This window comes from Microbacterium sp. NPDC008134 (assembly GCF_042957055.1).
GTDB lineage: Bacteria > Actinomycetota > Actinomycetes > Actinomycetales > Microbacteriaceae > Microbacterium.
In genome coordinates this window covers 64,554-90,088 of sequence record NZ_JBIBHO010000002.1, presented here as the reverse complement: position 1 = coordinate 90,088, position 25,535 = coordinate 64,554, and the positions used below count along the sequence as shown (strand labels likewise).

Here is a 25,535-nt window from a genome sequence, read left to right as displayed (position 1 = left end):
GGGCCGGAGAATCTCCGACCCCTTCTGTGGTGTGGTTACTTGACGGAACCGCCCGCAGCCACGATCTTCTGCTCGGCGGAACCCGAGACCTTGTCGACCGCCACGGTGAGCTTCACGGCGATGTCGCCGTTTCCGAGAACCTTGACCTTCTCGTTCTTCCGAACCGCACCCTTGGCGACCAGGTCGCTGATGGTGACGTCTCCACCCTGGGGGTAGAGCTCGGCGAGCTTCTCCAGGTTCACGACCTGGTACTCGACGCGGAACGGGTTCTTGAACCCGCGCAGCTTCGGGGTGCGCATGTGCAGCGGCATCTGCCCACCCTCGAAACCGACGCGAACGGTGTTGCGAGCCTTCGTGCCCTTGGTTCCACGACCGGCGGTCTTACCCTTCGAGCCCTCACCACGGCCGACGCGAGTCTTGGCGGTGTTGGATCCGGGGACGGGACGCAGGTGGTGCACCTTCAGCACGCCGGGACGCGATGCCGGAGCATCCGCCTTCGGCGCAGCTTTCTTGGCAGCCGGCTTCTTGGCGGGAGCCTCAGCCTTAGCGTCGGCCGCAGCGGTCTTGGCCGGAGCCTTCTTCGCAGCGGGCTTCTTCTCGGCGGCGGCCTTGGGGGCAGCAGCCTTCTTCGGGGCCTTCTCGGCCTCGACGGCCTCGTTCTTCTCGGCCATTAGTCGATCTCCTCAACCTTGACGAGGTGTGCGACGGTCTTGACGTAGCCGCGCGTCTGCGCGTCGTCGGGGCGGACGGTGGTGTCACCGATCCGCTTGAGACCGAGGCTGCGCAGCGTGTCGCGCTGGTTCTGCTTCTCGCTCACCTTGGACTTGATCTGCGTGACCTTCAGACGCGCGGCCATCAGGCACCTACCTTCTGTGCGGCGATGGCCTCGGCCTCGGCGCGGACAAGACGCGCCGGAGCCACCTGGTCGAACTCGAGGCCACGACGCGCGGCGACCGCACGGGGCTCCTCGAGCTGCTTCAGGGCGGCGACGGTCGCGTGCACGATGTTGATCGTGTTCGACGAACCGAGCGACTTCGACAGGACGTCGTGGATGCCGGCGCACTCGAGCACGGCGCGGACGGGACCACCGGCGATGACACCGGTACCGGCGGCAGCAGGACGCAGCAGCACGACACCGGCCGCAGCCTCACCCTGCACGGGGTGCGGGATGGTGCTGCCGACGCGCGGAACGCGGAAGAAGTTGCGCTTGGCCTCTTCGACACCCTTCGAGATCGCCAGGGGGACCTCACGGGCCTTGCCGTAGCCGACGCCCACCAGACCGTTGCCGTCACCGACGACCACGAGAGCGGTGAAGCTGAAGCGACGACCACCCTTCACGACCTTCGAGACACGGTTGATGGTGACGACGCGCTCCAGGAACTGGTTGTCACCACGGTCGCGCGAGTTGCGGTCGCGGCCACCCTGGTTGCGGTCACCGCGTCCACCGCGACGACCGTCGCGCTGGTCGCGAGTCGGCTCGGCCTGCGTGGTGCCGGCGGCCGTCTCGGAAGTGGCAGCAGCCGCTTCGGTCACTTCGTTCTCCTTGTTGTCACTCACAGTGCCAGACCCCCTTCGCGGGCGCCATCGGCGATGGCGGCGACACGACCGGCGTAGCGGTTGCCGCCACGGTCGAACACTGCCTCGGAAACGCCGGCGGCCTTCGCGCGCTCGGCGACGAGCTCGCCGACCTTGCGGGCCTTGGCGGTCTTGTCACCCTCGAAGCCGCGCAGGTCGGTCTCGAGCGTCGATGCCGACGCGACGGTGTGACCCTTGCTGTCGTCGACCAGCTGGACGAAGACGTGGCGGGCCGAACGGTTGACGACGAGGCGCGGACGCGCCTCGGTGCCGACGACCTTCTTGCGAAGGCGGGCGTGGCGACGCGCGCGGGCGTCGGACTTTGACTTGAGAGCCATGGTTACTTACCACTCTTTCCGGCCTTGCGACGCACGTTCTCGCCGGCGTAGCGGACGCCCTTGCCCTTGTAGGGCTCGGGCTTACGGATCTTGCGGATGTTCGCAGCTGCCTCACCGACAGCCTGCTTGTCGATACCGCTGACGGTGAGCTTGTTCGTGCCCTCGACCGTGAGCGTGATCCCCGCCGGCGGGTCGATCAGGACCGGGTGCGAGAAGCCGAGTGCGAACTCGACCGAGCCGCCCTTCTGCTGCACGCGGTAACCGGTACCGACGACCTCGAGACCCTTGGTGTAGCCCTGGGTCACGCCGATGATGTTGTTGTTGATGAGCGTGCGGGTCAGGCCGTGAAGCGACCGCGACTCGCGCTCGTCGTCGGGACGGGTGACCAGAACCTGGTTCTCCTCGACCGCGACCTCGATGGGGCTGGCCACCGTGAGGGTGAGCTCACCCTTGGGGCCCTTCACCGCGACCTCGCGGCCGGTGACCGAAACGGTCACGCCCGCGGGAACGTCGATGGGAAGTCGTCCAATACGCGACATTTCGAATTACCACACGTAGGCGAGAACTTCTCCGCCCACGCCCTTCTGCTCTGCCTGACGGTCCGTGAGGAGACCGGAGGAGGTGGACAGGATGGCCACGCCGAGGCCGCCGAGGACGCGCGGGAGCTCGGTGGACTTCGCGTAAACGCGGAGGCCGGGCTTCGACACGCGCTTGATGCCGGCGATCGACCGCTCGCGGTTCGGGCCGTACTTCAGCGTGAGCGTGAGGTTCTGACCCACGCGGGCGTCCGAGGTCTCCCAAGCGGAGATGTAACCCTCCTGCTGGAGGATCTCGGCGATGTGCGTCTTGAGCTTGCTCGACGGCAGGGTCACGGAATCGTGGTGCGCCGAGTTCGCGTTACGCAGACGGGTCAGCAGATCTGCGACCGGGTCTGTCATTGTCATTGTTGTTTTCCTTTGTTCATGAGGTTCCGGCTGCCGTTACACGACAGACGGCCTGCGATGACACGCAATCTTCAATTGTACGCACACATCGACGGGCTCAGTGACACATGACCACTGAGCCCGCCGAGAGTGTTACGCCTGTGCGTCGTCCGAGCGGAACGGGAAGCCGAGGTGGCGGAGGAGTGCCCGACCCTCGTCATCCGTCTTCGCGGTGGTGACGACGGTGATGTCGAAACCGCGAACCCGGTCGATCTTGTCCTGATCGATCTCGTGGAACACGCTCTGCTCCTGGAGACCGAAGGTGTAGTTGCCGTTGCCGTCGAACTGCTTGGCCGAGAGACCGCGGAAGTCGCGGATACGGGGCAGTGCGAGCGAGACGAGGCGGTCCACGAACTCCCACGCGCGGTCACCGCGGAGGGTGACGTGCGCGCCGATGGCCTGACCCTCGCGCAGCTTGAACTGCGCGATGGACTTGCGGGCCTTCGTGACGATCGGCTTCTGGCCGGTGATCTTGGTGAGATCGTCGACCGCGCCGTCGATCACCTTGCTGTCGCGAGCTGCCTCGCCGACACCGGTGTTCACGACGACCTTGACCAGTCCGGGGATCTGCATGACGTTGGCGTAGCCGAACTCGTCCTGCAGAGCCTTCTTGATCTCGGCGTTGTACTTCTGCTTCAGGCGGGGCTGGATCTTGCCAGCCTCCACGGCAGTCTCGGTTGCCATCAGAGGTCCTTACCTGACTTCTTCGCGAACCGCACGCGGACGGTGCGCTTGACGCCGTCCTTGGTCTGCTCCTCGACCCGGTGGCCGACCTTGGTCGGCTTCTTGGTCGAGGGGTCGACGAGTGCGACGTTCGAGATGTGGATGGGAGCCTCGACGGTCTCGAGGCCACCGGTCTTGGTGCCACGCTGCGTCTGGCCGACGCGGGTGTGCTTGGTGACGTAGTTCACGCCCTCGACGATGACGCGGTTGCGCTCGGCAAGGATCTCGAGGACCTTGCCCTGCTTGCCGCGGTCTCCGCCGCGCTCGGGCTTGGCGCCCGTGATGACCTGAACGAGGTCACCCTTCTTGATCTTCGCCATGACTTAGATAACCTCCGGCGCCAGCGAGACGATCTTCATGAACTTCTTGTCACGAAGCTCACGGCCGACCGGTCCGAAGATACGGGTGCCGCGGGGCTCCCCGTCGTTCTTCAGGATGACGGCGGCGTTCTCGTCGAACTTGATGTACGAGCCGTCGGGACGGCGCGTGGACTTGACGGTGCGGACGATGACCGCCTTGACGACGTCGCCCTTCTTGACGTTGCCGCCCGGGATCGCGTCCTTGACCGTCGCGACGATGGTGTCGCCCACGCCGGCGTAACGGCGCTTCGAGCCACCGAGCACGCGGATCGTGAGCAGCTCCTTGGCGCCGGTGTTGTCGGCGACCTTGAGGCGGGACTCCTGCTGAATCACTTGGCCTTCTCCAGAATCTCCACCAGACGCCAGCGCTTCGTGGCGCTGAGCGGGCGGGTCTCGTTGATCAGGACCAGGTCGCCGATGCCGGCGGTGTTCGCCTCATCGTGCGCCTTGACCTTCGAGGTGCGGCGGATGACCTTGCCGTAAAGCGGGTGCTTCACGCGGTCCTCGACCTCGACCACGATGGTCTTGTCCATCTTGTCGCTGACGACGTAGCCACGACGCGCCTTGCGGTACCCACGGGCATCCGCATCGCGCACGTCGTGAGCGGCGTGCTCAGCCTCGACGGCGGCTTCCTTCTTGGTGGCCATCACTCAGCCTCTTCCTTCACGGCGTCGTCGGCGGCATCCGCCTTCTTCGCCTTCGACTTGGACGCCTTCTTGGCCGGAGCCTCGACCGGAGCGGGCGTCGCACGGATGCCCAGCTCGCGCTCGCGGATCACGGTGTAGAGGCGCGCGATGTCGCGCTTGACGGCGCGGATGCGGCCGTGGCTCTCCAGCTGGCCGGTGGCCGACTGGAAACGGAGGTTGAACAGCTCCTCCTTGGCCTTGCGCAGCTCCTCAACGAGGCGCTGGTCTTCGAACGTGTCGAGCTCTGCCGGAGCGAGCTCCTTGGTGCCGATCGCCATTACGCGTCGCCCTCCTCGCGCTTGATGATGCGTGCCTTCAGCGGCAGCTTGTGAATGGCTCGCGTGAGTGCCTCACGGGCGAGCTGCTCGTCGACACCGGCGACCTCGAAGAGGACGCGACCCGGCTTGACGTTGGCGACCCACCACTCGGGCGAACCCTTACCGGAACCCATGCGGGTCTCGGCAGGCTTCTTCGTGAGCGGACGGTCGGGGTAGATGTTGATCCACACCTTTCCACCACGCTTGATGTGACGGGTCATCGCGATACGAGCGGACTCGATCTGACGGTTCGTCACGTAAGCGGGGGTGAGGGCCTGGATACCGAACTCGCCGAAGGAGACCTTCGTGCCACCGGTGGCCTGACCCGAGCGACCCGGGTGGTGCTGCTTGCGGAACTTGACCTTACGGGGAATAAGCATCAGGCGGACGCTCCTTCTGCAACAGGTGCCTCGTTGCGCGGGGCACGGCGGCGGTCGCCACCACGGTCGTCACGACGAGCCTTGGGTGCGTTGGCCTGCTCGCGAGCGAGCTCCTTCGCCGTCAGGTCGCCCTTGTAGATCCAGACCTTGACGCCGATGCGGCCGAAGGTGGTCTTGGCCTCGTAGAAGCCGTAGTCGATGTTCGCGCGGAGCGTGTGCAGCGGCACACGACCCTCGCGGTAGAACTCCGACCGGCTCATCTCGGCGCCGCCGAGACGGCCCGAGACCTGGATCCGGATGCCCTTGGCGCCGGCGCGCTGGGCGCCCTGCAGGCCCTTGCGCATCGCGCGGCGGAAGGCCACACGTGCGGAGAGCTGCTCGGCGATGCCCTGAGCGACGAGCTGAGCGTCGGCCTCGGGGTTCTTGACCTCGAGGATGTTCAGCTGGATCTGCTTGCCCGAGAGCTTCTCGAGGTCGCCACGGATGCGCTCGGCCTCGGCGCCACGACGACCGATCACGATGCCCGGACGGGCGGTGTGGATGTCGACGCGGACGCGGTCACGGGTGCGCTCGATCTCGATGTTCGAGACACCGGCGCGGTCGAGCTGCGTCTTCAGCAGGTTGCGGATCTTGATGTCCTCGGCGACGTAGTCGGCGTAACGCTGACCCGGCTTCGTCGAGTCCGAGAACCAGCGCGACACGTGGTCCGTGGTGATGCCGAGACGGAAGCCGTACGGGTTTACCTTCTGTCCCATTACTTGCTCGCCTTCTTGTTGCTGTCACCGGCAGCGGGCGCAGCCGCCTCCGGCGTCGAGAGCACGACCGTGATGTGGCTCGTGCGCTTCTTGATCTGGAAAGCCCGACCCTGTGCACGGGGCTGGAAACGCTTGAGCGTCGTGCCCTCGTCGACGTACGCGTTGGCCACGTACAGGTCCTGCTCGTCGAGGTACTCGCCGTCGCGATCCGCCTTCACCTGCGCGTTGGCCATGGCCGACGCGACAAGCTTGTAGATCGGCTCACTGGCGCTCTGCTGTGCGAACTTGAGGATCGCGAGAGCTTCCTGGGCCTGCTTGCCCTTGATGAGCGCGACGACACGACGAGCCTTCTGCGGGGTCACGCGGATGTGCTTCACGCGTGCGATCGATTCGACCATTAGCGGCGCCGCCCCTTCTTGTCGTCCTTCTCGTGGCCGCGGAAGGTGCGGGTGGGCGCGAACTCGCCCAGCTTGTGACCGACCATGGTCTCGGACACGAACACAGGGATGTGCTTGCGACCGTCGTGGACCGCGATCGTGTGACCCAGCATGGCCGGGATGATCATGGACCGGCGGGACCAGGTCTTGATGACGTTCTTCGTGCCGGCTTCGTTCTGCACGACCACCTTGCGAAGCAGGTGCTCGTCGACGAAGGGGCCCTTCTTAAGACTGCGAGGCATCTTCTCTTACTCCTACTTGCGCTTCTTGCCGGCGTTGCGACGACGCACGATGTACTTGTCGCTTTCCTTGTTGGCGTGACGGGTGCGACCCTCGGCCTGACCCCACGGGGAGACCGGGTGACGACCACCGGAGGTCTTACCCTCACCACCACCGTGCGGGTGGTCGACCGGGTTCATGGCGACACCACGCACGGTCGGGCGGACGCCCTTCCAGCGCATACGGCCGGCCTTACCCCAGTTGATGTTCGACTGCTCGGCGTTGCCGACCTCGCCGATGGTCGCGCGGCAGCGCGCATCGACGTTGCGGATCTCGCCCGAGGGCAGACGCAGCTGGGCGTAGGGGCCGTCCTTGGCGACGAGACGGACGGATGCTCCGGCCGAACGTGCCATCTTCGCGCCGCCGCCGGGGCGGAGCTCGATCGCGTGGATGACGGTACCCGTCGGGATGTTCTTCAGCGGGAGGTTGTTTCCCGGCTTGATGTCGGCACCCGCGCCGGACTCGACGATGTCGCCCTGCTTCAGCTTCGCCGGAGCGAGGATGTAGCGCTTCTCACCGTCGAAGTAGTGCAGCAGCGCGATGCGCGCCGTGCGGTTGGGGTCGTACTCGATGTGAGCGACCTTGGCGTTCACGCCGTCCTTGTCATTGCGACGGAAGTCGATGACGCGGTACTGGCGCTTGTGGCCACCACCGATGTGACGGGTCGTGATGCGTCCCTGGTTGTTGCGACCACCGGTCTTCGAGAGCGGGCGCAGCAGCGACTTCTCCGGCGTCGATCGGGTGATCTCGGCGAAGTCAGCCACCGACGAGCCGCGACGGCCCGGGGTCGTGGGCTTGTACTTGCGAATTGCCATGATTGTCCTTATCCCCCGGATCAGCCGATTGCCGTGAAGATGTCGATGGTGCCCGACTTCAGGGTCACGATGGCGCGCTTGGTGTCCTTGCGCTTGCCGGTGCCGAAGCGGGTGCGACGGGCCTTGCCGGCGCGGTTGAGCGTGTTGACGGACGCGACCTTGACGCCGAAGATCTTCTCGATGGCGAGCTTGATCTCGGTCTTCGAAGCGCGCGGGTCGACGAGGAAGGTGTACTTGCCCTCATCGATCAGGCCGTAGCTCTTCTCGGACACGACCGGCTTCAGGATGATGTCGCGCGGGTCCTTGTTCAGGGCCGTCTGGAGAACAGATGCCTGCTCGCTCATGCGGAGACCTCCTGGTTGGCGCCGGACTTGGAGGCGATGAAGCCTTCGAGCGCGGCCTGGGTGAAGACGATGTCGTCGGAGACGAGCACGTCGTAGGCGTTGAGCTGGTCGAACGACAGCAGGTGCACGTGACCGAGGTTGCGCAGGCTCTTGAGCGCGAGCTCATCGCCGCGCTCGATGACGACCAGCACGTTCTTCGACGAGGCGACCTGACCGAGGAAGCCTGCGGCTGCCTTGGTCGACGGCGCGCCCTCGGTGCCGAAGGTGTCGATCGCGTGGAGGCGGTCGCCGCGGAAGCGGTCGCTGAGCGCACCCAGGAGGGCGGCGGCGATCATCTTCTTGGGCGTGCGCTGCGAGTAGTCGCGCGGCTTGGGGCCGTGCACGATGCCACCACCGGTCATGTGCGGCGCGCGGATGGAACCCTGACGGGCGTTACCCGTGCCCTTCTGCTTGAAGGGCTTGCGGCCGGCACCGGAGACCTCACCACGACGCTTGGTCGAGTGGGTTCCCTGGCGAGCCGCCGCGAGCTGCGCGACGACGACCTGGTGGATCAGCGGAATGTTCGTCTTGACGTCGAACAGCGCGGCGGGAAGCTCGACCGAGCCTGCCTTCTTGCCGTCTGCCTTGAGGACGTCGAGCGCGAGAGTCGAGTCAGCCATGATCAGGCACCCTTCACTGCGTTGCGGACGTAGACGATGCGGCCACGAGCACCGGGGACAGCGCCCTTGACGAGCATCAGGCCCTTCTCGATGTCGATGGCGTGCACCGTGAGGTTGAGGACGGTCACGCGCTCGCCACCCATACGGCCGGCCATGCGCATGCCCTTGAAGACGCGGCTCGGGGTCGACGATGCGCCGATGGAGCCGGGCTTGCGGTGGTTGCGGTGTGCACCGTGCGATGCCGAGACGCCCTTGAAGTTGTGACGCTTCATGACACCGGCGAAGCCCTTGCCCTTGCTCGTGCCGACGACGTCGACGAGCTGGCCGGCTTCGAAGGTGCCGTCGACCGTGAGCTCCTGACCGAGTGAGTAGTCAGCAGCATCCGCGGTGCGGATCTCGGTGACGTGGCGGCGCGGCGTGACGCCGGCGGCCTCGAAGTGAGCCGTGAGGGGCTTGTTCACCTTGCGGGGGTCGATCTGGCCGTACGCGATCTGCACGGCGTTGTAGCCGTCCTTCTCGGGGGTACGAACCTGGGTGACCACGTTCGGTGCGAGCTCGATGACGGTGACGGGAACGAGCTTGCCGTTCTCGTTCCACACCTGGGTCATGCCGAGCTTCGTGCCGAGCATGCCCTTGGAAATCTTTGCGTTGATGTCAGCCATGTCGAACCTCAGAGCTTGATCTCGATGTTGACATCGGCCGGGAGGTCGAGACGCATCAGCGAGTCGACGGCCTTGGGCGTCGGGTCGACGATGTCGATCAGACGCTTGTGGGTGCGCATCTCGAAGTGCTCGCGGCTGTCCTTGTACTTGTGGGGCGACCGGATGACGCACACGACGTTCTTCTCGGTCGGAAGCGGCACGGGGCCGACGACGGTCGCGCCCGCACGGGTCACGGTGTCGACGATCTTGCGTGCCGACGAGTCGATGACCTCGTGGTCATACGACTTCAGGCGAATGCGGATTTTCTGTCCCGCCATTGTCTGCTCACTCTCTTTAAGCGTCTTACCGGCCTGAACCCGGTGGCTCAGGGGCATTGGACGCGCGTCGGCGCTGTTCACGCCTCGGCACTCGAACGACTCCGGGGAGTCGATCTGCGCACCACTGTTCTGCTGTCATCCCGACCTCCGCCGCGCACGGCGAAGACCTCGAAAGGAAGGTGTCGGGGTTGTGTTGTCCTGCCACCCGCGGCCTAGAACCCTGCATCCCTCTGAGGAGACACCGTCTATGCACTGCCCTGGTGGTGATTCGGCGCACGCAGAGCGCACCGAAATGTCGAACCTGTCTATTCTGCCACGGGGGATTTCACTTGCGCAAACCCGGGCGTGTCGCGCCGCCGGCGAGACCTCGGCCGCGGGGTGAGAACGGGGCGAGGCATCCCCATGCCTCGCCCCGTTCGGGGAGGGCGTTCAGTGCGAGGGGGCACACCGAACGCGAGGAATCCGGCGTGAAGGGACGCCGAGATCCTCGATCGAGGGCACGGCGATGACGCCGCCGCGCAGGCGGGGTGACGGAGGCGCGCAACGAGTGCGCGCGTCGCAAGATGATCCCCAAGATCGCATTCCCCAGTTGGACGCGGACGAGCCGCGTGCTTCGGGAGTCCGGACCCCTCCGGGCTCCCCGACCGCCCTATCCCCAGTGCGGTCTCCTGCAGTCTACGCATCCGCGTGCTCCAGCGCGAGCATCCGCCGGAAGATCGCAGCGCACGACGGAGGGCGGCGACCTCCTCCCGGAGATCACCGCCCTCTGCGCGATGGACTGCCTGTGCGTCGGACTACTCGTTGCCGATCTGCTTGTCGGCCGCGTCGCGGATCTCGTCGATCTTCTCGGACGCTGCGGGAGCGATCTTCTTGGCGAAATCGGCGACGCCGTCGAGAACCTTGTCGCTGATGTCCTCGGCCTGCTCGCTCTTCACGGCCTCGGCGATCTTGTCCTTGTTCTGCTCGACGAAGTCCTTGCCCTTGTTGACGGCGTCTTCGATACCCATGTGCGTCCCCTACTGTTCATGTGCCTCGGATCGATTCCGGGCACCCTCATTCTGCATGGACGGACGCGCCGGCGGAAGAGCGTCGACGCGCAGCGACGAACAGTCCTCCCGACACCATCATCAGCAGGGCGAGGGCGAACAGACCCCAAGCCCTCTCGGCACCGGTGGTGGCGAGCGGATCGGCCGCCTTCACGTCGACCGTGGCGTCGTCGGTCAGCACGGCATCCTCGGTCTGCTCGCTGGGAGAGCCGACCATGACGACGTTAGTGACCGACGGGTACGCGGCTTCGCCGATGTCCACCCGCAGCGACAGAGTGATCTTCTCGTCGACCGCGAGACCGCTCTCCACCGTCCAGGTCACGACCTGACCGTCGACCTGCACGCCGTCGTCCGGCGACGACGCGAACGACAACCCTGCGGGAAGAACGTCCGTCACCGTGATCGGACCCGGGTCGGCGGTCGGACCGTCGTTGCGCACGACGATCTCGTACGCCCCGGCCTTGCCCACCTGGAACTCGCCGACCGCCGTCTTGCTGACGACCAGGGTCGACATCGGCGGCACCGTGACGGCATCCGACGCGCGGTTGTCGTCGGGGGTGCGGTCGGGGTGCTCCTCCGTGATCTCGATGGCGGAGACGTCCGCCACGTTCACGACCTCGGAGTACGCGGCGACGAGCACACGGGTGTTGACGCTCAGAACGGATGCCGTCTCCCCCGGGGCGAGGGGCAGCGCGTAGCGCGCGACCACGCGGGTCCCGGCCGACGCGTCCTCCGGATCGACCGGTTCGACGCTCTCGATCGACCAGTCGGTACCCACCTCGTCGCCCGCGATGGTGACGACCTCGAGCCCGGCGGGCACGACGTCGATCACGACGACTCCGGTCGCCTCCGAGGGACCGGCGTTGCGGACCTCGAGCGCGAAGGCGAGCTCATCGCCGATGCGCACGGATGCGGCATCGTGGGTCTTCGTGATCGAGAGGTCCGCCTCGCGGACGATCGTGAGATCGGCCGTGTCACCGTCGTTCTCGGGGTTCGAGTCGGGGGTGCCCGACGACACGACGGCCGTGTTGGTGAGCACCGTGTCGTGCGCCACCGTCGGGTCGACGGCGGCCTCGAACTCGATCGCCGGCGCGGCCGCACCCGTGACGAGACCCGCGTCCTCCGGCAGGAGGGTGAAGGTCACGGTCTGCGGGTCGACCTCGTCGGCCTGCGCGGACCACGTCTCGACGGCGTCACCGGTGAGCCCGATGAAGCGAATGCCGGCGGGCAGCGCGTCCGTGACCGTGATCGGGCCGATCGCATCGCTCGGACCGAAGTTCTCGGCCTCGAGACGGTAGCGCACGCTCTCCCCCGCGACGGCGGAGGTGATCTCGGCGCCCTCGGCATCGACAGCGGTCTTGACGAGGCCGAGGTCGGCATCCGTGGTGACGTCGATCACGGCATCGTCGCTGTCGGAGTGCGGCGACGTGCTCCGGCTGTCGGTCCACGACAGATTCGCCGTGTTGGTCAGCTCGGTGCCGGTGGGCACGTTCGACTCGACGAGGGCGACGACCGTGATCGTGCTCTCCCCCAGCGGGTGCCCGGTGCGGTTGCAGGTCTGGGCTGCGGGATCGCACGTCCAGCCCTCACCCGTGATCGAGACCGGGGTGAGGCCGGCCGGGAGCACGTCGGTGAGGAAGGCGTCCGCGACGGACGGGCCCTCGTTGTCGACCGTGATCGTGTACTCGACCTCGGTGCCCGCGATCCACGGGCCTTCGACGACGTCCTTCTGCACCGTCATCTCGGCGAGCGTGACGATGTCGACATCGGCCTCGCTGTGGTTGTTCGCGGGGTCGAAGTCGTCGGGACCCGTCACGTCGGCCTCGTTGACCAGTGTCTGCGGACGGACGTCCGCCGCCACGTCGGCCGTGACGACGATCACGACGGTCGATCCGACCTCGAGGGTCTCATCGTCGGCCAGCGCCGTCCAGACGATCGAGCGACCGTTCTCCGAGACCTCGGGAGCGGCAGCGGATGCTTCGGCGCCCGCGACCGAGATCGTCGACGAGACGTACGTGAGTCCTGCCGGAAGCCGATCGGCGATCGAGATGGGCGCGCTCGAGTAGCTCGGTCCCTCGTTCGTGACCGTGAGCAGGAATCGCGTCTGCGTACCCGCGGTCACCTCCGGGGTCTCCCCCGCGGCGACGGCGACGCCCTCGGCATCCAGCGACTGCTTGAGGATCGAGAGATCCGCCACACGATCGGAGTCCGTCGTGTCGCCGTCGCGCGGCTCGTTGGTCGCGTTGGTGGCCGACGCGGCCGCCCAGTTCTCGACCACCGAGGCCGGCTCCAGGGAGGCATCGACGGTGTAGGTCACGACGAACGCACGGGTGTTGTCGCCCGACGCCGCCGGCACGGTGCCGTCGACGGTGAACGTGTCGTGGCTGCCGGGACCCGCCACGCGGGTCCAGGTCCCCTTCTCATCCGCCACGGACGAGAACGAGAGCATGCTCGGCACCTCGTCCTCGACGCTGACGTCGCGGGCATCCGCCGGTCCGTTGTTCGTGACGACGACGCGGTAGCTGATCGTCTCACCGGCGACGACGTCGGGCAGCGGCCCGCCGAACTGCGCGGCATCCTTCCAGACGCCGCCGTCGTTCACGACGCGGGTCTTGGTGATGGCGAGGGTGGTCGCGTCCCCCGGGGAGACGGTGACCTCGTCGGAGTTGTTGCTCTCCGTCGGGTCGGTGGTCGCGCCCGGGGCGACGGTCGCGGTGTTGGTGATGTCGCCGTCGTCGGGCGTCCACGACGCGAGCACGGTACCGGTCAACGACAGGTCCTGCGCGGGCCCGACGGCCAGCTGAGTACCAGTGAAGGTCCAGGTGATCGTGTCACCGGCCATGGCGGGCCAGCCGTCGGATGCCGAGGCGGTCCACGCGGTGAGTCCGGCCGACGGGTCGAGCACGCCGGTGATCCCCTCCGGGATCGTGTCGGTGACGGTGATCTTCTCGTCCGTCGTCGACGCCGAGACCGAAGGCCCGTTGTTGCGCACCCGGATGCTCCACGTGATCGAGCGTCCGGCAGTCACCTCGGCGGTGTTCACCGTCTTCTCGATCGCGAGGTCGGCGGCGCTCGAGATGGGCTTCGTGGCGGTGGCCTCGTTGTCCTTCGCGATGTCGGCCGGCAGCTCGTACGTGCGTCCCGTGACCGCGGCCGTGTTCTCGGCCGTGCCGGTGGCCGGCGCCTGGATCGCGACGTTCGCGACCAGGACGATCCGGTCGGTGCCGTCGGACTTCAGCGTGGTGCCGGTGGTGCCGACGACGAACGGGTCGGATGCCGTGCCCGTCCCCGCGAGGCTGAGCGCGGTGCCCACGGTGTCCGCAGCACCGGTGTAGTAGCGCGCCGTGAACGCCCCGGTGGTCACGCCGTCCGGGAGGTCGGTGTCATCCGTCACACGGAACGGCCCGTTCGCGGCATCCGGTCCCTGGTTGGTGACCGTGATGCGCCACTGCGGCTGCGTGTATCCGCCGCGGACCGTGTCCCCGGCCGTCCAGGCGCCCTGCGCGTCTCCGCCGATCGCCTGCTTGACGATCTTCAGGTCGGCGCGGGCGATCTGGGCGTTCGCCTGGGCGGCGGTGTCGACGTACAGACCGTTCGCGTTACGGGTGACGCCCGACGTGTCGGTGGCCGAGCCCGTGAGTGTGTTGACGTGGTTCACCGAGAGACCGGCCCCCGCCGTGACGACGGCGTCGGCCAGCGGCTTCGCGGAGAACTCGACGAGCAGCGTGCGCTGCCCCTCGGTCGCAGCGTTGCCGGGAAGCAGCGCCGCACCGGTGGAGGATCCGATCGTCCAGGTGAGCACCTGGCGTCCGCCCTCCTCGCTGATCGCGAGTTCGTCGCGTCCGGTGACGATCTTGCCGTCGATGGACACCTGGGGCGCGACGGACTCGTCGTACCGCCAGTTCATCGGCAGCGTGTCGGTCAACGTGACGGTCTGAGCCGCGCCCGTTCCGACGTTGCGGGCCTGCAGCGTCCATCCGAACGCCTCGCCCACGAAGGCCTGCGAGCCGTTGCTCGCACGCTTCTCGAGTTCGATGCGCGGGAACATGGGCGTGATGGTCGCGTCACTCGTCGATGCCGCGATGTTGGCGGTCCCGCCTGGCACACGTCCGGTACCCGGCACGTATGTCCAGCCGCCCGTCGGCGCCGAGGTGTACTCCACGACGCGAGCGGTGTTCTTGTAGCCGCTTTCACGGAGGCCGTCCGCAGTCGCGAACGTGCCGATGTAGACGAGCTCGCGGCTGTTGTCTCCGCTGTTGCCGATCGATTCCGCAATGGTCCAGCGGATCGTACCTCCCCGCCCAGCTTCGATGTCCGCGCGGTTCGAGAACGAGAATCCGGAGCCGGAGAGAGCGGCCTGACGCGTGTCGACACGCACGCCGACGGGGACGACGTCCTCGACGACCGTGCCGTAGGCCGAGGACGTGCCGCTGTTCGTGGCGGTCACCCGGTAGGTGAACGACTGGTCGGGGTTGCCGTTCTTCGACGTCGCGTAGGTCGCGTCCTCCGCGCTGGTGCGCTTGACGGACTTCGCCACCGTCACCTCCGGATTGAGGAGGGTGACGTCGACGGTCGACGTCGGTGTCTTACGGTCGCCCGGCGCGGTCGAGCCATTCACGGCGCTCCATGCGAACGTGCCGGAGTTGCGGACGGACTTCGCCGCAACGGAGTCGGTGATTCGCGCCTGGAACGTCACGGTAATCGTGCGAGTCTCGCTCCACGCGAGGATGTCGTCCGGACCGATGCTCCACGTCAGCTTGCCGTCGTTCAGGGTCGGAGCGCCGATGTTCGGGACGTTCGGGTCGCTCGCCCAGTTCGCCGTCTCGGTGCGTGCACCGTCCGGGAGGTACTCCACTCCGGCGGGCAACGCGTCGGTCAGCACGGCGTCGTAGAAGTTCGTGCTGGCCGGCAGCGTGGTCGTCAACGTGTACGTGACCACAGACCCGACGGGAGCGGACGGGCGATCCACGGTCTTCAGGATGGATGCCTCGGGCATGCGCACCGTCACGGCGCTGGTCGCCGCGACCGTGCCGCGACGGTCGGAGGTGTCGGTGTCGTCGCCGACGGCGAGCGGGAGCGTGTATCCCTTGAGCTCGGCGCGGTTGACGAACGACGATCCGCCACCGGCCTGCGTCTCGACCGTTCCGGTGTAGGTCAGCGTGGGGGCCCCGGTAGGTCCGGTGCCGTTGATGACCGGGATGGTCCACTCGATGAGCGTGCCCGGGCCGGTTCCCTGCTGTATGACGTTGCCCGCGCCGATCGCGCAGTCGCCGATGATGCGTGCCGTGCCGACCGCGGGCGTGAGCGCACTCGGAGTGATCTCCGTCGGGACGCAGTCGAGTACGACGGAGTCGTAGAAGGACACCCGGTTCGCGCCGTTCTCCGCGCGCAGCGTGTAGGTCACCGTGCCGTCTGCGGCGACCGTCGCCGAGGACGCCGTCTTCGTGAGCTTGGGAGCGGGTTCGATGAACTGCACCTGGGCGTTGGCGGTGCGCGAGAGTCGCGCGTTCGCGTTCGAGCTGTTCGGGTCGACGAAGGTCAGCGTCGCCGTGTTCGTGAGCTGCGTTCCGTTCGCGATCTGCGGCTGGGTCGTATTGGCGGTGTTCGCGTCTCGGTCCTTCACCCACACGGACACCTGCACGCGGAACGTCTGCGCCGTCGCCGTTTCGTTCGTGTAGGTGCTCGGGAAGGTCAGGACACCGTGCGCGGCACCCGAGGTCTCGGCCGTGCGGAAGCCGTCCGCCTCGTCAGCCGTCTCGATCTCGTCGCCCGACGGGCCGAAGAACTTCGCGCTGCCCGGAACGTACTGGTACGTGATGCTCGCGCCACCGGTGCGGAGGGCACCGTTGTCGGAGAGCACGGCGGAGCGGATCGACGTGCGGGCCGGGATCGTCATCGAATACTCGAAGGTGGCGTACTCGCCCTGCACGATCTGCGAGGCCGAGTTACGTGTCGATGCGCCGAGGTCCGTCTGACCGAACGGGGTACCGGTCGTCGGACCGACCTCGGTAGAGACGAGCTTCTTGGCGACCGTCACCTCCGGCAGGTGCACCTCGGCGATGTCGACGGTGTCGACGTCGGATGCCGCGACCTCACCGGTCTGCGGGGTGCGGTTCGTGAGCTGCTGTCCACCGGCATCCGCCTGCGGAACGACGGTGGTCGTGGTCGAGGGCGTGTTCTCGATCGCGTAGCTGACGATGCCGGCCGTGTTCAGGTAGCTCTGCGTGAGCTGAGCGGCGGCCCCGCCGTTCGCGACGCCCGCGGGAACCGTGAGCGTGTAGCCGAGCGAGAGACCGCGCACGACCTCAGGGGCGGCGTTCTCTCCGGTCGTCGCGGGGCTGGTGCCGGGCACCGATGCGCCGACCGTCCAGACGATCACCGAGCGGCCGGTGTAGGCGGGCGTCAGAGCGATCCCGTTCGGCAGTTCTCCGCTGTCGTAGGCGACCGCGGTGACGTCCGCCGCCGGCGTCTCGGCGCCGCCGGCGTGGATCGCGGCGGTGAAGTCGCCGACATCCGCTTTCTTCACCCCGGCGGGGAGCACGTCCCACACGACGTAGTCGGTGGTCGAGTTCTGCGGCGCGGTGACGTCGATGCGGTACTCGACCTCCTGGCCCTGCACGACCTGAGCCGTCTCGGTGCGGGCGCCGAAGCGCGAGCCGTCAGCGGTGGCGACACCGTCGATCGCGGCGATGCCCTTGGTGAGCGTCGATCCCCAGTCGAGGTCGATACCCGCGTCGTCGCGGCGGAACGAGATCTCGCCGTTGACGTTCACCTGCTGGTACTTCGCCTGGTTCTTCGGGCTGTCGACCTCTTCACGCGAGGCGGACTGCGCCTGCACCTCGCCGCGGATGTACACGGTCACGGTGCTGCCGGCGGGCATGAAGCGGTGCTCGCTCGCTCCGCGGTTGCGCGAGCCGAACTCCCACGTGAGCGACGACTCGGTCGTCACCGGGTTCGGGATGTAGTCGGTCGGGAATCCCGGCGCGCCGTATGCCACCGGGGTCGTCGACGACGCCCCCTCGGGGAATCCCGTGTACGCGTAGCGGACCTCCTGCAGCTCGATGCCCTCGGGGAGGTAGTCGACGAGCTCAGGGTTGCGAGTGTCGATGCCCGTCGCGAAGGGGACCTGGATGCGGTACCAGACCGAGTCGCCGGGAGAGAAGGGCTGGACGGCATCCTTCACCCACGCCTCAGGGTCGGTGGTGAGGTCGTTGCCGCGCTCGAGCACCGTCTTCGTGAGCCCCGTGAGGCCCGACGTGATGATCGCCGCGGAGTCGTCGGAAATGAGCAGGGCACCGCCGACGCGATCGCTGAGGTTCGGATCGTTCGCGATCGCGTCGATCGGATCGGTCTGCGCCGTCACGGTGACACGGTTGACGAAGCTGTCACCCGAGCTCGTGCCGCCGCTGGGGCCGCTGTAGTTGGGGCGCTGCATCACCGAGTAGCGCCCGGTCATCGACTCGCCGGCGAGGAGATCGTCGGCCGAGAACACCACGGTGAACGTGCCGGCGGCGCTGTCGTAGTCGATCGAGACGACCGTCAGCTCGTCGGAGAGCACGGCTCCGCTCGCGGTGGTCGGGTAGTTGCAAGCCTCGCCGGGGATCTCGGAGTTCCAGCGCTCGGAGGTGACGGTCGCGCCGTCGATCATCAGCGTCGCGGCGGTCGCGCCCGCGGGAAGCGCGGGGCAGAGACCGTTCGGGATCACATCGGTGAGGACGATGTCGCTCGCGTCGACGTACTCGCTGACGTCGACCTGCATCGAGTAGACCGCCACCGAGCCGGTCGTGAACAGTCCGCTCGTGTCGACGCTCTTGAGGACGCGCACGTCGACGGCCTCGATGATCTCGTCATCGTCGTCGGAGCTCGCACGCAGCGACTCGTCACCGCCGAAGACCGGGCCCTGGTAGGTGCCGACGACCGACGCGACGTTGCGGAACGTCTGTGCTGTGGCCGGGGCATCCGTCGCACCGTGGCGGGTGGACGCACCGGTGTTGTTGTCGAGGTTGGCCGCCTGGGCGCCGCTCTCGGCGGAGGGGGCCGTGCCCTCCGCCCAGGCCGCGTTGGCGAACAGCGGGACGACGGCGCGGTACTGGAGGGTACGCGTCTCGTTCGCCGCGAGGTCGCCGATCTGCCAGGTGACCTTGGTGTACACGCCCGCGCCCGGGAGGTGCAGCGCCTGCGCCTGCGCCTCGGTGAGCTGCACGGTCTCGACGGTCTCACCGTCGATCGCGCCACCGGCGAGACGCGGCGCCGTGGTGTACTCGCCACCGGGAGTCGAGTTGTCGACGGTCGTGCCGTCCCCGAGGTACTCGATCCCGGCCGGGAGGTAGTCGGTCACGGTCGCGCCGAGGGTGGCCTCGCGCTTCGTGTTCTGCACCGTCACGGTGTAGACGGTCGGGGTGCCATGCGCACCGCGCAGGCGCTCGTCCTCGGCGCTGGGCTCGGACTTCGTGACGCGGAGGGCCTTGACCGGCACGTCGTCGTCGGCGAATCCCGTACCGGACGTGTGGTCGGACGTGCGCGAGACGCTGGTCGACCCGTCGAAGGTGGGCAGACGCGCGGGATCGTCGCTCGTGAAGGCACGGATCGAGAAGTCGATACGGCTGCCGACGGGGTAGGCGTCGCGGGCCGGTGCGATCGTGATCGTCGCGGGAACGGTTCCCCCCTGGGGGAGGTCGTTGACGTTCGACCAGACCCAGACCTGCTGGCCGGCGGGCACCGCGCACAGGTACGGCTGAGTGGAACCCGCGGGGGCGGCCACGAGGCCCAGGTCGGTGCAGCTGGGAAGGTCGGTGGTGGCGGTGCGGCTGCGGTTCGGCAGCACCTGGCCCTCGGTGAAGACCGTCGGGGCGCCGAACTCACCGCCGGAGACGAACGAGACGTCTGCCGGAACGACGGCCATCAGGCTGAGGTTGAACTGACGTCCGCCGGAGGTGTTCGACACGGCGACATCGAACGCGACGTTCTCCTCGGCGAGGACGAAGTCCTTGCCTGCGCCCGAAGGGTCCCCGCTCTCGACCGAGACCGTGGGTGTCCAGCTGTTGGCGGACGCCATCTGGGCCGAGACACCGGCGACGAACGCCCCGGCGATCACCGAGACGATGGCGGCGATCGCCGTCACCTTCCGGGCATGCTGCTGCTTCTGCGGCTTCGGCTGCTTCTGCGACTTCTGCTGCTCCTGCGACTTCTGCTGCTTCTGAGCGCGCGCGTTCGAACGCATGGTGAAACTCCCCTTTCCCGCGCGCCACTCCCCGACGCGCAGGCTCTCCCCGATCGCATGCACATGCACGCGAGCAACGCAGGCGCACGCAGATCAGCGGCTCAGGGAAGCTTCGGGTTTCCCTGGCCGCTGCAGCGCCGGTTCGACCTAGGGCTCGAACGCATGCCTGCCTGCCGCGCTTTCGCACGGCGAAGATCACACTATCCAACACTTCGTGTTTTATTCAAGTGGATAGGGAGACGGGTTTGGGATACCAGATTCACCGGCCTCCGGGTAACACAAAAGGGGCCGGACCCGAAGGTCCGACCCCTTGTGCAGGAAGCAGATGCTTACTTGATGATCTTCGTGACCGTACCAGCGCCGACGGTACGTCCACCCTCACGGATGGCGAAGCCGAGGCCCTCCTCCATGGCGATCGGCTGGATCAGCTCGACCGTCACGTCGGTGGTGTCGCCGGGCATGACCATCTCGGTGCCCTCGGGCAGCGTGATGACGCCGGTGACGTCGGTGGTGCGGAAGTAGAACTGCGGGCGGTAGTTCGTGTAGAACGGGTTGTGGCGGCCACCCTCGTCCTTCGACAGGATGTACGCGGTGCCCTCGAAGTCGGTGTGCGGCGTAACCGAACCCGGCTTGACGATGACCTGACCGCGCTCGACGTCCTCACGCTTGGTGCCGCGGAGCAGCAGACCACAGTTCTCGCCGGCCCAGGCCTCGTCGAGCTGCTTGTGGAACATCTCGATACCCGTGACGGTGGTCTTCTGCGTCGGGCGCAGACCCACGATCTCGACCTCGGAGTTGATGGCCAGCGTGCCACGCTCGGCGCGACCCGTGACGACGGTTCCACGACCGGTGATCGTGAAGACGTCCTCGACGGGCATCAGGAACGGCTTGTCCTTGTCGCGCACCGGGTCGGGCACGTTCTCGTCGACGGCCTCCATGAGGTCGAGGATCGACTGGACCCACTTCTCGTCGCCCTCAAGGGCCTTGAGAGCGGAGACGCGGACGACAGGAGCGTCCTCAGCGAAGCCCTGCGAGGCGAGCAGCTCGGAGACCTCGAGCTCGACGAGCTCCAGGATCTCCTCGTCGTCGACCATGTCGGACTTGTTCAGCGCGACGAGCAGGTACGGAACGCCGACCTGCTTGGCGAGCAGAACGTGCTCACGCGTCTGAGCCATGGGGCCGTCGGTGGCGGCGACCACGAGGATCGCGCCGTCCATCTGAGCCGCACCGGTGATCATGTTCTTGACGTAGTCGGCGTGGCCGGGGGCGTCAACGTGCGCGTAGTGGCGCTTCGGGGTCTCGTACTCGATGTGCGAGATGTTGATGGTGATACCACGCTGGCGCTCTTCCGGCGCCGAGTCGATGGAAGCGAAGTCGCGCTGCACGTTGGTGTCAGACGGGAACTTGTCAGCAAGCACCTTCGAGATCGCTGCGGAGAGCGTGGTCTTGCCGTGGTCAACGTGACCGATGGTTCCGATGTTGACGTGCGGCTTGGTCCGCTCGAACTTGGCCTTAGCCACTGGGTCCTCCTCAGGACGTCGTGTAGAGATCGCCGGGCACTGGATTGCGACCGGTTCTCTACGGGTGTGAATCTCAGTTTAGTAGAGAGGGAATGTGAAGTTGTAGGGGACCTGGGAGCCGGGCGTGAACCCGGCTCCCAGAAGTTGTTACTCGCCCGCGGTCTTCTGGACGATCTCGTCGGCCACGTTGCGGGGAACCTCGGAGTAGCTGTCGAACTCCATCGAGTAGACGGCGCGGCCCGAGGTCTTCGAGCGCAGGTCGCCGATGTATCCGAACATCTCGGACAGCGGCACCGACGCGCGGACGACCTTGACGCCGGCAGCGTCCTCCATCGACTGGATCTGGCCACGACGCGAGTTCAGGTCACCGATGACGTCGCCCATGTACTCCTCGGGAGTACGGACCTCGACGGCCATCAGCGGCTCGAGCAGGACCGGGCTGGCGCGGCGAGCCGCCTCCTTGAAGCCCATGGATCCGGCGATCTTGAACGCCATCTCCGAGGAGTCGACGTCGTGAGCGGCACCGTCGACGATGGTCGCCTTGACGCCCACCATCGGGTAGCCCGCGAGGACTCCGACGTTCATGGCGTCCTGGAAACCGGCGTCGATCGAGCCGATGTACTCACGCGGGATGCGTCCACCGGTGACGGCGTTGACGAACTCGTAGGTCTTCTCGGAATCCAGGTCCATCGGCTCGATGGTGAACTGGATCTTCGCGAACTGACCCGAACCACCGGTCTGCTTCTTGTGCGTGTAGTCGTGCTTCTCGACGGCCTTGCGGATCGTCTCGCGGTAGGCCACCTGCGGCTTTCCGACGTTCGCCTCGACGCGGAACTCGCGCTTCATGCGGTCGACGAGGATGTCGAGGTGCAGCTCGCCCATTCCCTTGATGGTCGTCTGACCGGTCTCGGGGTTGAGTTCGGTGCGGAAGGTCGGGTCCTCTTCAGCGAGCTTCTGGATCGCGAGACCCAGCTTCTCCTGGTCGGCCTTGGTCTTCGGCTCGATCGCGACCTCGATCACGGGCTCCGGGAACGTCATCGACTCGAGGACGACGGGCTGCGCGATGTCGGCCAGGGTGTCACCGGTGGTGGTGTCCTTCAGACCGATCACGGCGTAGATGTTGCCCGCGGTCAGCGAGTCGACCGGGTTCTCCTTGTTGGCGTGCATCTGGAAGATCTTTCCGATGCGCTCCTTCTTGCCCTTGGTCGAGTTGATGACCTGCGCGCCGGACTCGAGGTGACCCGAGTACACGCGGACGTAGGTGAGACGACCGAAGAACGGGTGAACCGCGACCTTGAACGCGAGAGCCGCGAAGGGGTCGTTGGCGTCGGGGTGACGCTCGATGACCTTCTCCTCGTCCTTCGGGTCGTGCGCTTCGATGGCGGGCACGTCGAGGGGCGACGGAAGGTAGTCGACGACCGCGTCGAGCATCGGCTGCACACCGCGGTTCTTGAACGCGGAACCGCAGAGCACGGGGTAGATCTCGCTGGCGATGACCATCTTGCGGATGGCGCCCTTGATCTCGGCGACCGTGAGCTCCTCGCCACCGAAGAACTTCTCGAGCAGCGCGTCGTCGGTCTCGGCGACGGTCTCGAGGAGCGCCTGGCGGTACTCGGCGGCCTTGTCGGCGAGGTCGGCGGGGATCTCCTGCACCTCGTACGAGGCACCCATCGTCACGTCACCCTTGGCGTCACCGGGCCAGACCAGCGCACGCATCTCGATGAGGTCGATGACGCCGACGAAGTCATTCTCGGCACCGATCGGGAGCTGCAGCACGAGCGGCTTGGCACCCAGACGGTTCACGATGGTGTCGACGGTGAAGTAGAAGTCGGCGCCCAGCTTGTCCATCTTGTTGACGAAGCAGATGCGAGGGACGTCGTACTTGTCGGCCTGACGCCAGACGGTCTCAGACTGGGGCTCGACGCCCTCCTTGCCGTCGAAGACGGCGACGGCACCGTCGAGCACGCGGAGCGAACGCTCCACCTCGACCGTGAAGTCGACGTGACCGGGGGTGTCGATGATGTTGATCTGGTTCTTGTTCCAGAAGCAGGTGACGGCGGCGGAGGTGATCGTGATGCCACGCTCCTTCTCCTGCTCCATCCAGTCGGTCGTCGACGCACCGTCGTGCGTCTCACCGAGCTTGTGGTTGACACCCGTGTAGAACAGGATGCGCTCAGTCGTGGTGGTCTTGCCGGCATCGATGTGCGCCATGATGCCGATGTTGCGGACCTTACTCAGGTCGGTGAGCACGTCTTGTGCCACGGGAGTGTCCTTATCTTTTCTGGCAGTCGTACTGCGAAGAGGGGGTGTGACGGGCTCGGGCGCAGGATGGGCGCCCGAGCCCGTCGGAGCTGTTTACCAGCGGTAGTGAGCGAACGCGCGGTTCGACTCGGCCATCTTGTGGGTGTCCTCGCGGCGCTTGACCGCGGCACCCAGGCCGTTCGAGGCGTCCAGGATCTCGTTCTGGAGACGCTCGGTCATCGTCTTCTCACGACGACCCTTGGCGTAGCTGACGAGCCAGCGCAGCGCGAGGGTGTTCGCGCGGTGCGGCTTGACCTCGACCGGAACCTGGTAGGTCGAGCCACCGACGCGGCGGCTGCGGACCTCGAGGGTCGGGCGGACGTTGTCGAGCGCCTTCTTGAGCGTGGCGACGGCATCCTGACCGTTCTTCGCCTCGACACCGCGGAGGGCGCCGTAGACGATCGACTCGGCCAGCGACTTCTTGCCGTCGACGAGGATCTTGTTCACCAGCGAGGTGACGATCGGAGCGCCGTAGACCGGGTCGTTGACGACGGGGCGCTTGGGGGCGGGACCCTTACGAGGCATCTAACTCAACCCTTCTTCGCGCCGTAGCGGGAACGAGCCTGCTTACGGTTCTTGACGGCCTGGGTGTCCAGGGCGCCACGGACGATCTTGTAACGCACACCGGGGAGGTCCTTGACACGACCGCCACGGACGAGCACCAGCGAGTGCTCCTGGAGGTTGTGGCCCTCACCGGGGATGTACGCGGTGACCTCGGTGCCGTTGCGGAGCTTCACACGAGCGACCTTGCGCATCGCCGAGTTCGGCTTCTTCGGGGTGGTGGTGTAGACGCGGGTGCAGACCCCGGCCTGCTGCGGGTTCGACTTGAGCGCCGGAGCCTTGGTCTTGGTGACCTTGGGCGAGCGACCCTTGCGAACCAACTGCTGAATGGTTGGCACGTTCTCTCCTCATAATGCTGCACGGTGACAGCGTGATGGGTTTCACATCATGACCCACCGGCTCGCCTGAACAGACGAGCCTTTGGTGTGGTGGGTATGCCGTGGGGGCGGACCGGCCATGGGGCCGGCGCCCAGCGCGCACGTCGAGACGTGCACACACCTGACCAAGTGTAATGGCGCGTAACGTAGCGGTCAAATGGTGGCGGACTCCCCGAGCGGATGCCGTCGCTAGCTCGGATCGGCGTCGAACGGCGAGTCCAGGGACTGCGTGAGCTCGGCGAGGAGAGCTTCGATCTGCGGCTCGATGTGCTGCGCGATGGCGGCCTGGATCGGCAGGCGGTGACGCAGCAGCAGTCCGCAGATCTCCCGGCCGACCATGTTGGCGTACTCGTCGGCGAGGCCGACCTCTTGCCGCAGCGCCACCTTCGCCTCCTCGGTCAGCGGTGGCAGGGGCGGCAGCGACTCGGCGGCGTCGTCGGCGAGCCCGGCGATCGTGAAGAGGAAGGGGGCACCCGGAACCGGGTCGGGATCGAGCGGCAGGCCGTCGAACTCGGGGTCGAGATCCTCCGCCGGACGGTAGCTGCGCGCGCGGTTGCGCGCGGCCTGCTGGTCGAGTTCACGCTGCAGCATCGGCAGGTTCCGCGCCGTGTAGTCGGCGACCGCGTGGTCGACGATCGTCTTCAACCGCGTCGAGAGACCGTGCTGCACTCCGTGGGGGACGTTCGCGCCGATCCCCGCGGCCGAGAGGAGCGGCGACCCGAGACAACGGCGGCAGGGCGCGATACGACCACGATGGGTCGCCGGCTCCCAGCGCGGCACCCAGCGCAACCAGGCCTCCACGGCCTGGTCGACCTGCGTCTCCAACGAGCGCTCCACCCCACCAGGGTACGCGGGAGCGACCGTTCCGCGGCGACACGCCC

Annotated in this window: 27 protein-coding genes; all 27 read right to left on the bottom strand. The window is 66.9% G+C overall.

Annotated features, from left to right (window positions below; all coding sequences use genetic code 11):
• Positions 1–35 precede the first annotated feature (35 nt).
• Positions 36–671 (bottom strand): 50S ribosomal protein L15, encoded by a 636-nt coding sequence (rplO, locus tag ACFY9N_RS10925; RefSeq protein ID WP_391478570.1) that lies wholly within the window; start codon positions 669–671, stop codon positions 36–38.
• Entirely contained in the window at positions 671–856 is a 186-nt protein-coding gene (gene rpmD, locus ACFY9N_RS10920) for a 50S ribosomal protein L30 (RefSeq protein ID WP_017201575.1), read from the bottom strand. Before rpmD ends, rplO begins: the two co-directional genes overlap by 1 nt.
• The gene (gene rpsE, locus ACFY9N_RS10915; RefSeq protein ID WP_282185367.1) at positions 856–1,533 is read right to left on the bottom strand and encodes a 30S ribosomal protein S5; all 678 of its coding nucleotides are present in this window, start codon (positions 1,531–1,533) and stop codon (positions 856–858) included. The genes rpmD and rpsE overlap by 1 nt, the downstream gene beginning before the upstream one ends.
• Positions 1,534–1,553: 20 nt before the next feature.
• Positions 1,554–1,913 (bottom strand): 50S ribosomal protein L18, encoded by a 360-nt coding sequence (gene rplR / locus ACFY9N_RS10910; RefSeq protein ID WP_391478569.1) that lies wholly within the window; start codon positions 1,911–1,913, stop codon positions 1,554–1,556.
• Between the two features lie 2 nt (positions 1,914–1,915).
• Entirely contained in the window at positions 1,916–2,452 is a 537-nt protein-coding gene (gene rplF, locus ACFY9N_RS10905) for a 50S ribosomal protein L6 (RefSeq protein WP_247634096.1), read from the bottom strand.
• Positions 2,453–2,458: 6 nt separating this feature from the next.
• Positions 2,459–2,857, bottom strand: a complete 399-nt coding sequence (rpsH, locus tag ACFY9N_RS10900) for a 30S ribosomal protein S8 (RefSeq protein ID WP_247625172.1) — start codon at positions 2,855–2,857, stop codon at positions 2,459–2,461.
• Between the two features lie 132 nt (positions 2,858–2,989).
• Positions 2,990–3,580 carry a 50S ribosomal protein L5 gene (gene rplE, locus ACFY9N_RS10895; protein ID WP_096715096.1) on the bottom strand — a complete coding sequence of 197 codons (591 nt, stop codon included), beginning with the start codon at positions 3,578–3,580 and terminating at the stop codon, positions 2,990–2,992.
• Entirely contained in the window at positions 3,580–3,939 is a 360-nt protein-coding gene (gene rplX / locus ACFY9N_RS10890; protein ID WP_391478567.1) for a 50S ribosomal protein L24, read from the bottom strand. Before rplX ends, rplE begins: the two co-directional genes overlap by 1 nt.
• Positions 3,940–3,942: 3 nt before the next feature.
• Positions 3,943–4,311 (bottom strand): 50S ribosomal protein L14, encoded by a 369-nt coding sequence (gene rplN / locus ACFY9N_RS10885; RefSeq protein ID WP_045253838.1) that lies wholly within the window; start codon positions 4,309–4,311, stop codon positions 3,943–3,945.
• A complete protein-coding gene (gene rpsQ / locus ACFY9N_RS10880) occupies positions 4,308–4,625 on the bottom strand; it encodes a 30S ribosomal protein S17 (protein ID WP_391478565.1) in 318 nt (105 codons plus the stop codon). Before rpsQ ends, rplN begins: the two co-directional genes overlap by 4 nt.
• Positions 4,625–4,942, bottom strand: a complete 318-nt coding sequence (gene rpmC, locus ACFY9N_RS10875) for a 50S ribosomal protein L29 (protein ID WP_050722500.1) — start codon at positions 4,940–4,942, stop codon at positions 4,625–4,627. Before rpmC ends, rpsQ begins: the two co-directional genes overlap by 1 nt.
• The gene (gene rplP, locus ACFY9N_RS10870) at positions 4,942–5,361 is read right to left on the bottom strand and encodes a 50S ribosomal protein L16 (RefSeq protein ID WP_129385843.1); all 420 of its coding nucleotides are present in this window, start codon (positions 5,359–5,361) and stop codon (positions 4,942–4,944) included. The genes rpmC and rplP overlap by 1 nt, the downstream gene beginning before the upstream one ends.
• Positions 5,361–6,116: a 30S ribosomal protein S3 gene (gene rpsC, locus ACFY9N_RS10865; RefSeq protein WP_017201587.1), complete on the bottom strand. Its 756-nt coding sequence runs from the start codon at positions 6,114–6,116 to the stop codon at positions 5,361–5,363. Before rpsC ends, rplP begins: the two co-directional genes overlap by 1 nt.
• Positions 6,116–6,514: a 50S ribosomal protein L22 gene (rplV, locus tag ACFY9N_RS10860; protein WP_247625177.1), complete on the bottom strand. Its 399-nt coding sequence runs from the start codon at positions 6,512–6,514 to the stop codon at positions 6,116–6,118. Before rplV ends, rpsC begins: the two co-directional genes overlap by 1 nt.
• Positions 6,514–6,795, bottom strand: coding sequence for a 30S ribosomal protein S19 (gene rpsS, locus ACFY9N_RS10855; RefSeq protein WP_017201589.1), 282 nt, complete (start codon positions 6,793–6,795; stop codon positions 6,514–6,516). The genes rplV and rpsS overlap by 1 nt, the downstream gene beginning before the upstream one ends.
• Before the next feature lie 12 nt (positions 6,796–6,807).
• Complete coding sequence (gene rplB, locus ACFY9N_RS10850; RefSeq protein ID WP_017201590.1) at positions 6,808–7,647, bottom strand: 50S ribosomal protein L2; 840 nt, start codon at positions 7,645–7,647, stop codon at positions 6,808–6,810.
• Positions 7,648–7,667: 20 nt separating this feature from the next.
• Positions 7,668–7,991, bottom strand: a complete 324-nt coding sequence (gene rplW, locus ACFY9N_RS10845) for a 50S ribosomal protein L23 (RefSeq protein WP_391478563.1) — start codon at positions 7,989–7,991, stop codon at positions 7,668–7,670.
• Complete coding sequence (gene rplD / locus ACFY9N_RS10840; RefSeq protein WP_391478562.1) at positions 7,988–8,650, bottom strand: 50S ribosomal protein L4; 663 nt, start codon at positions 8,648–8,650, stop codon at positions 7,988–7,990. Before rplD ends, rplW begins: the two co-directional genes overlap by 4 nt.
• Positions 8,651–8,652: 2 nt before the next feature.
• Complete coding sequence (rplC, locus tag ACFY9N_RS10835; RefSeq protein ID WP_391478561.1) at positions 8,653–9,312, bottom strand: 50S ribosomal protein L3; 660 nt, start codon at positions 9,310–9,312, stop codon at positions 8,653–8,655.
• A gap of 8 nt (positions 9,313–9,320) precedes the next feature.
• The gene (rpsJ, locus tag ACFY9N_RS10830) at positions 9,321–9,629 is read right to left on the bottom strand and encodes a 30S ribosomal protein S10 (RefSeq protein ID WP_030147986.1); all 309 of its coding nucleotides are present in this window, start codon (positions 9,627–9,629) and stop codon (positions 9,321–9,323) included.
• Positions 9,630–10,423: 794 nt separating this feature from the next.
• The gene (locus ACFY9N_RS10825) at positions 10,424–10,636 is read right to left on the bottom strand and encodes a hypothetical protein (protein WP_391478560.1); all 213 of its coding nucleotides are present in this window, start codon (positions 10,634–10,636) and stop codon (positions 10,424–10,426) included.
• A 46-nt stretch (positions 10,637–10,682) separates the two neighbouring features.
• Positions 10,683–19,895, bottom strand: coding sequence for an isopeptide-forming domain-containing fimbrial protein (locus tag ACFY9N_RS10820; RefSeq protein ID WP_391478559.1), 9,213 nt, complete (start codon positions 19,893–19,895; stop codon positions 10,683–10,685).
• Positions 19,896–20,224: 329 nt separating this feature from the next.
• Positions 20,225–21,415, bottom strand: a complete 1,191-nt coding sequence (tuf, locus tag ACFY9N_RS10815; RefSeq protein WP_391478557.1) for an elongation factor Tu — start codon at positions 21,413–21,415, stop codon at positions 20,225–20,227.
• Between the two features lie 147 nt (positions 21,416–21,562).
• On the bottom strand, positions 21,563–23,677 hold the full coding sequence (gene fusA / locus ACFY9N_RS10810; RefSeq protein WP_391478556.1) for an elongation factor G: 2,115 nt from the start codon (positions 23,675–23,677) through the stop codon (positions 21,563–21,565).
• A 93-nt stretch (positions 23,678–23,770) separates the two neighbouring features.
• Positions 23,771–24,241, bottom strand: coding sequence for a 30S ribosomal protein S7 (rpsG, locus tag ACFY9N_RS10805; protein WP_017201608.1), 471 nt, complete (start codon positions 24,239–24,241; stop codon positions 23,771–23,773).
• A gap of 5 nt (positions 24,242–24,246) precedes the next feature.
• Positions 24,247–24,615, bottom strand: a complete 369-nt coding sequence (rpsL, locus tag ACFY9N_RS10800) for a 30S ribosomal protein S12 (RefSeq protein WP_017201609.1) — start codon at positions 24,613–24,615, stop codon at positions 24,247–24,249.
• Positions 24,616–24,843: 228 nt separating this feature from the next.
• Positions 24,844–25,491 (bottom strand): spermidine/putrescine ABC transporter substrate-binding protein, encoded by a 648-nt coding sequence (locus tag ACFY9N_RS10795; RefSeq protein WP_391478555.1) that lies wholly within the window; start codon positions 25,489–25,491, stop codon positions 24,844–24,846.
• Between the last annotated feature and the right edge of the window lie 44 nt (positions 25,492–25,535).

Excerpts from the sequence above, each read along its gene's own strand:
- rplO (WP_391478570.1), bottom strand. The coding sequence starts at position 671 with ATGGCCGAGAAGAACGAGGCCGTCGAGGCCGAGAAGGCCCCGAAGAAG.
- rpmD (WP_017201575.1), bottom strand. The coding sequence starts at position 856 with ATGGCCGCGCGTCTGAAGGTCACGCAGATCAAGTCCAAGGTGAGCGAG.
- rplR (WP_391478569.1), bottom strand. The coding sequence starts at position 1,913 with ATGGCTCTCAAGTCAAAGTCCGACGCCCGCGCGCGTCGCCACGCCCGC.
- rplF (WP_247634096.1), bottom strand. The coding sequence starts at position 2,452 with ATGTCGCGTATTGGACGACTTCCCATCGACGTTCCCGCGGGCGTGACC.
- rpsH (WP_247625172.1), bottom strand. The coding sequence starts at position 2,857 with ATGACAATGACAGACCCGGTCGCAGATCTGCTGACCCGTCTGCGTAAC.
- rplE (WP_096715096.1), bottom strand. The coding sequence starts at position 3,580 with ATGGCAACCGAGACTGCCGTGGAGGCTGGCAAGATCCAGCCCCGCCTG.
- rplX (WP_391478567.1), bottom strand. The coding sequence starts at position 3,939 with ATGGCGAAGATCAAGAAGGGTGACCTCGTTCAGGTCATCACGGGCGCC.
- rpsQ (WP_391478565.1), bottom strand. The coding sequence starts at position 4,625 with ATGGCCACCAAGAAGGAAGCCGCCGTCGAGGCTGAGCACGCCGCTCAC.
- rpmC (WP_050722500.1), bottom strand. The coding sequence starts at position 4,942 with ATGGCGATCGGCACCAAGGAGCTCGCTCCGGCAGAGCTCGACACGTTC.
- rplP (WP_129385843.1), bottom strand. The coding sequence starts at position 5,361 with ATGCTTATTCCCCGTAAGGTCAAGTTCCGCAAGCAGCACCACCCGGGT.
- rpsC (WP_017201587.1), bottom strand. The coding sequence starts at position 6,116 with ATGGGACAGAAGGTAAACCCGTACGGCTTCCGTCTCGGCATCACCACG.
- rplV (WP_247625177.1), bottom strand. The coding sequence starts at position 6,514 with ATGGTCGAATCGATCGCACGCGTGAAGCACATCCGCGTGACCCCGCAG.
- rpsS (WP_017201589.1), bottom strand. The coding sequence starts at position 6,795 with ATGCCTCGCAGTCTTAAGAAGGGCCCCTTCGTCGACGAGCACCTGCTT.
- rplB (WP_017201590.1), bottom strand. The coding sequence starts at position 7,647 with ATGGCAATTCGCAAGTACAAGCCCACGACCCCGGGCCGTCGCGGCTCG.
- rplW (WP_391478563.1), bottom strand. The coding sequence starts at position 7,991 with ATGAGCGAGCAGGCATCTGTTCTCCAGACGGCCCTGAACAAGGACCCG.
- rplD (WP_391478562.1), bottom strand. The coding sequence starts at position 8,650 with ATGGCTGACTCGACTCTCGCGCTCGACGTCCTCAAGGCAGACGGCAAG.
- rplC (WP_391478561.1), bottom strand. The coding sequence starts at position 9,312 with ATGGCTGACATCAACGCAAAGATTTCCAAGGGCATGCTCGGCACGAAG.
- rpsJ (WP_030147986.1), bottom strand. The coding sequence starts at position 9,629 with ATGGCGGGACAGAAAATCCGCATTCGCCTGAAGTCGTATGACCACGAG.
- ACFY9N_RS10825 (WP_391478560.1), bottom strand. The coding sequence starts at position 10,636 with ATGGGTATCGAAGACGCCGTCAACAAGGGCAAGGACTTCGTCGAGCAG.
- ACFY9N_RS10820 (WP_391478559.1), bottom strand. The coding sequence starts at position 19,895 with ATGCGTTCGAACGCGCGCGCTCAGAAGCAGCAGAAGTCGCAGGAGCAG.
- rpsG (WP_017201608.1), bottom strand. The coding sequence starts at position 24,241 with ATGCCTCGTAAGGGTCCCGCCCCCAAGCGCCCCGTCGTCAACGACCCG.